Below are 4571 nucleotides of genomic sequence, written 5' to 3'. Positions count from 1 at the left end.
CACTATTTGCAACAGTGCCAAAAAACCTCCTTAAGGAGGTTTTTTAAAATCAACTGGATTAAAACTGCGGTTTAACCACCACTAAAATCACTACTGCGAGTAAAATAAGCGTTGGCATTTCATTGAAGAAACGCCAAAACTTATGTGATTTGTAATGCGGGTTTTCCATCAGTTTTTTACGGTAATAACCACAAACAAAATGGTAAATCACCAGTAAGCCCACTAATCCAACTTTCAGGTAAAACCAGAGTGCTTCATGGTAATGCCGAGTTGCATCACCCCAATCCACTAAAAAATGCGCTGTGATGAGAGTGGCAAGCATTGACGGCCACATGATGCCGCGGTACAACTTTCGTTCCATAATCTGGAAACGCTGATGACTCGTGCCATCTTCACTCATCGCATGATAAACATATAAACGTGGCAGGTAGAACAATGCCGCGAACCAACAAACGACTGCAATAATATGTAATGCTTTTACCCACAAGAAAGCATCAGAAGGAGCATCCATCCATTCACCCTTTTAAAGGGCAGTGTGGCAGAAGTTGATCATCCATGGCTGAATGATCAACACTTCTTAGCTTAGCCTTCCTATTTTTTGAAAACAAGAAGACAGGCATTTACACCGCCAAAACCGAAACTGTTACTCATCACAGTATTCAATTTTGCATCACGTTTTTCAAGTACGATATCAAATCGTTTTGCGCCTTCATCCAGTTCAGTCACGTTGATGTTTGGTGCAATAAAGTCATTTTTTCATCATCAATACTGAATAAATCACTCATATAGGCATACGATACGGATACAGTCCATTCAGTTTCGCTGACTGTAAGCGTCATATGTTCACAGCTCATTAGCCATTGCGTAGTGATCCTGAAAACAGCCAGTTTTTACGTCCCATGCATGGGTATTTGTAGTCATGAATTAAGTCCCCATTTATTTTTAAGTGGGAACTTAATTAAGGCTTATCGGATAGCTTGGTAAAGTGTGTTCACTAGAGAGGTTGCTACAATCCTTTTTGGGGAAAGAATTAGTTCATTAGAAAGTGATGATTCAGTGGAATGAGCTTAGATAGTGGCAGTCCGAACCGATTAGGTATCTAAATTAGGAAGGAATTGTTTTACATAATACTTAAAAATAGATTATATTATTCTTAATTAAATAAGATAAGCAAAATACAGATGCAAACATTTTTATTAGGAAAGAGGGCTCTTTCCGTTCTTGTAGTGCTTATTACATTAATCTTATTTTTGGTTTATGTCCTATTGCGTACAGGACCTTTTGCACCTGTCAAGGTCACTCTGATACAAGTTCAGTATAAATCCATTCAGCCTAGTCTATTTGGTATAGCGACTGTTGAAGCTCGTCATAATTACAAGATTGGTCCCACAACGGCAGGTCGTCTTAAAAACCTTCGAGTCGATATAGGAGATGCTGTACAAGCTGGACAACTTTTAGGGGAAATGGATCCCATTGATTTAGAAGAAAAAATACTTGCGCAACGTGCCATTATCCAAAAAATCATCTCTCAGCAACAAGATACTCAAATTCGTCAAAAGTTTGCACAGCAACAAGTTCAACGCTATCAGCAACTCACCAAAATCAATGCCACCAGTCAAGAGTCACTCGCCATTAAGCAGCAGGAACTTGATCTTGCTACAACGGCACTTGGCTCAATGCAGCAAGAACTTAATAAAGCCCGTGCAGACCTCAATACACTACAAGCCCAGCGCGACAATTTAAATTTAATGGCAACAGCACCAGGTATAGTCACAGCCCGTTATGCAGAACCTGGCTCTACTGTAGTTGCAGGGCAAACCGTATTGGAAATTGTAGACCCGAAGTCTATTTGGTTGAATACACGCTTCGATCAATCTAGTGCGATTGGCTTAGCCTCAGGTTTACCTGCACAAATTCATTTACGTTCGCGTCAAAGTAACACGCTTTCAGGTCAAGTCTTATGGGTAGAGCCTCGTGCAGATGTTATTACCGAAGAAATCTTAGCCAAAGTAGTCTTTAGTCAACAACCTAACCCTCTACCCCCTTTAGGTGAATTAGCAGAAGTGACAATTAAACTAGCACCACTGTCTCGCAGCCTTGCTATTCCAAATGCTGCTATTCACCGCATCAATAACCAAGTCGGTGTCTGGAAAGTGACAGATCAAAAACTACAATTTATTGAAATTAAACTAGGTCGCTCTAATTTAGAGGGTGATGTTCAAGTACTCGATGGTCTATCAGAAAATGATCAAATCGTTTTATATAGTGAAAAACCACTTAATGCGAAAAACCGTTTGCGTATTGTAAAAAATCTTGCAGGAACATCTGAATGATTAGCTTAGCCGGTCGGGATATATTCCATTCATGGGGTAAGTTTGTTTTTACTGGTTTTGGACTTGGCTTGTTGATCGGCGTGACTCTAATTATGGCGGGTGTCTACCGTGGTATGGTGGATGATGCCAAGGCTTTATTAAATAATAGCGGTGCAGATTTATGGGTAGTACAACAAGATACGCTTGGTCCATATGCTGAACCTTCTAGTGTGCGTGATGATTTATATCGTAGTGTCATGACTACACCTGAAGTAGAACATGCCTCAAATATTACTTATCTGACCACACAAGTTCATTATAAAGATAAAGATATCCGTGCGATGGTGGTTGGAATCCATACAGGTGAACATGCCTGGAATAATTTAGGCTGGCCACCTTACCTTTTAGCGGGACGTCAATTGACTCGAGGGCACTATGAAGCTGTTGTAGACATCACTTCAGGACTTAAATTAGGTGATCGCATCAAAATCCGTCGTAATTATTTTACTGTAGTAGGATTGACTCGACGAATGGTGTCATCAGGTGGTGACCCGATGATTTTTATTCCGATTAAAGATGCACAACAAGCCCAATTTCAAAAAGATAATGCGGCAATTTTACAAGACCGCCGACGTACCGCACAAAATCCAATTTACAATCGGCCTGCTTATCCAGATTTATTAGACAGTGTTCTGAGTGCTCAAACCAGCAATCGTTATGTAAATGCAATTTTAGTCCGTCTTAAAACTGGTACTTCCGCAGAAGATACTGCTGAACACATCCAACGTTGGCAGCAACTGACTGTCTACACGCGTCTTCAAATGGAACATATTTTAATTAGCAAGATGATTGCAACGTCAGCAAGGCAGATTGCGATGTTTTTAGTAATTTTGGCTTTGGTGAGCGCGGCAATTGTGGCATTTATTATTTATACCCTAACCATGGATAAAATTCGAGAAATTGCAGTTCTGAAACTAATTGGAACACGCAACCGAACGATTGCCTGGATGATCTTACAGCAAGCGCTCGCACTTGGTCTAATTGGATTTACTATAGGTAAAATCACTTCAACCTTTGCTGCGCCATATTTTCCAAAGTATGTATTATTGATTCCTCAGGATTCTATTCTTGGATTTATTGCTGTGATGTTGATTTGTATGTTGGCAAGTCTAGTAGCTATTCGTATGGCATTACGTATTGATCCAGCCGAAGCAATTGGAGGATAACACATGACCCACGGAATTTTAATTGAGGGTTTAAAAAAACGTTTTGGGCAAGGTGATAATGCTTTTTATGCATTAAAAGATGTCAATATGTGGGTGGATCCAGGAGAAGTTGTTGGACTGATTGGTCCGTCAGGTTCAGGTAAAAGTACCTTATTAAAATGTTTAGGCGCTGTGATTGATCCCACTGAAGGACGTATGACTTTAGGGAGTGAAGTGATTTTTGATCAACACTGGTTGGTAAAAGATTTAAGTGCATTGCGACGTGACAAAATTGGTTTTATGTTCCAAACACCTTATTTGATTCCTTTTTTGAATGTTTTAGATAATGTTGCGCTATTACCTATGCTTGCAGGTGTTCCTAATAACATAGCACGTGCAAGTGCTTTAGAAATTTTAACGGCTTTAGATGTTCAGCATCGTATTCATGCCATGCCTGGGCAATTATCGGGTGGTGAACAACAACGTGTAGCTATTGCACGCGGCTTGATTAATAAGCCACCTGTCATTTTGGCAGATGAGCCAACGGCACCTTTAGACAGCGTTCGTGCCATGACTGTAATTCGTTTGTTGCACGAAATGGCGGAAAAATTTCAAACAGCAATTATTGTTGTTACACATGACGATAAAATTATTCCGACTTTCCAGCGACTATATCATATTCGTGAGGGAATAACGTATGAAGAAAAAGGAGAGGGTCGTAGTTTCTAAAAGCGTAGAAATTTAAAGTATTTTATCTAGTTGATAGATTTAGATTAATAGCTTAATTATTTTCAATAAGCTGAATAAATTTTCTTTTTATTGCGTTGTTTTAAGTGGTATTCATCTGCTTTGGATAAACGAATAGTTTTCATATTTTTACGATGATATGTAATTAAACCAAATGTCTTGATTCCTCGAATTTGATTTTTAATTCTTGACTGATATATCCACGAACAGCATAGAGTTTTGTTTTTAAGCCTTCTACCAAATGCTCAATCATTTTAATGTCTGAACCGTACCGGGTTTGTCGGAGACTTTTTTATTTAAGTTAGGC

At 39.2% G+C, this 4571-nt stretch carries 4 protein-coding genes and 2 pseudogenes; 3 read left to right on the top strand and 3 right to left on the bottom strand.

The window, feature by feature from the left end; genetic code table 11:
- Positions 1–58: 58 nt before the first annotated feature.
- Complete coding sequence (gene hemJ / locus DPG01_RS18110; RefSeq protein ID WP_016165450.1) at positions 59–511, bottom strand: protoporphyrinogen oxidase HemJ; 453 nt, start codon at positions 509–511, stop codon at positions 59–61.
- Positions 512–591: 80 nt separating this feature from the next.
- Positions 592–778, bottom strand: a pseudogene (locus DPG01_RS18105) (beta-ketoacyl-ACP synthase I); the annotation flags it as partial.
- Between the two features lie 487 nt (positions 779–1265).
- Between DPG01_RS18105 and DPG01_RS18100 the strand changes: the two are divergent.
- Genes DPG01_RS18100 through DPG01_RS18090 form a run of 3 tightly spaced genes read left to right on the top strand, consistent with a single transcriptional unit; the run spans position 1266 to position 4246 of the window.
- Positions 1266–2333: an efflux RND transporter periplasmic adaptor subunit gene (locus DPG01_RS18100; RefSeq protein ID WP_228157025.1), complete on the top strand. Its 1068-nt coding sequence runs from the start codon at positions 1266–1268 to the stop codon at positions 2331–2333.
- Positions 2330–3538: an ABC transporter permease gene (locus DPG01_RS18095; RefSeq protein ID WP_016165453.1), complete on the top strand. Its 1209-nt coding sequence runs from the start codon at positions 2330–2332 to the stop codon at positions 3536–3538. The genes DPG01_RS18100 and DPG01_RS18095 overlap by 4 nt, the downstream gene beginning before the upstream one ends.
- Positions 3539–3541: 3 nt before the next feature.
- Positions 3542–4246 (top strand): ABC transporter ATP-binding protein, encoded by a 705-nt coding sequence (locus DPG01_RS18090; RefSeq protein WP_068912714.1) that lies wholly within the window; start codon positions 3542–3544, stop codon positions 4244–4246.
- A gap of 60 nt (positions 4247–4306) precedes the next feature.
- Here the strand turns inward: DPG01_RS18090 and DPG01_RS18980 are convergent.
- Positions 4307–4529: pseudogene (locus DPG01_RS18980) on the bottom strand (transposase); the annotation flags it as partial.
- Positions 4530–4571 lie beyond the last annotated feature (42 nt).

This window comes from Acinetobacter sp. WCHAc060042 (assembly GCF_003231195.1).
Taxonomy (GTDB): Bacteria; Pseudomonadota; Gammaproteobacteria; order Pseudomonadales; family Moraxellaceae; genus Acinetobacter.
Note: the sequence above shows the minus strand (reverse complement) of the source record. Positions and strands in the feature narration are given on the sequence as shown.

Bases quoted from the DNA above. Each gene is read 5' to 3' on its own strand.
- hemJ (WP_016165450.1), bottom strand. From the start codon at position 511: ATGGATGCTCCTTCTGATGCTTTCTTGTGGGTAAAAGCATTACATATT.
- DPG01_RS18095 (WP_016165453.1), top strand. From the start codon at position 2,330: ATGATTAGCTTAGCCGGTCGGGATATATTCCATTCATGGGGTAAGTTT.
- DPG01_RS18090 (WP_068912714.1), top strand. From the start codon at position 3,542: ATGACCCACGGAATTTTAATTGAGGGTTTAAAAAAACGTTTTGGGCAA.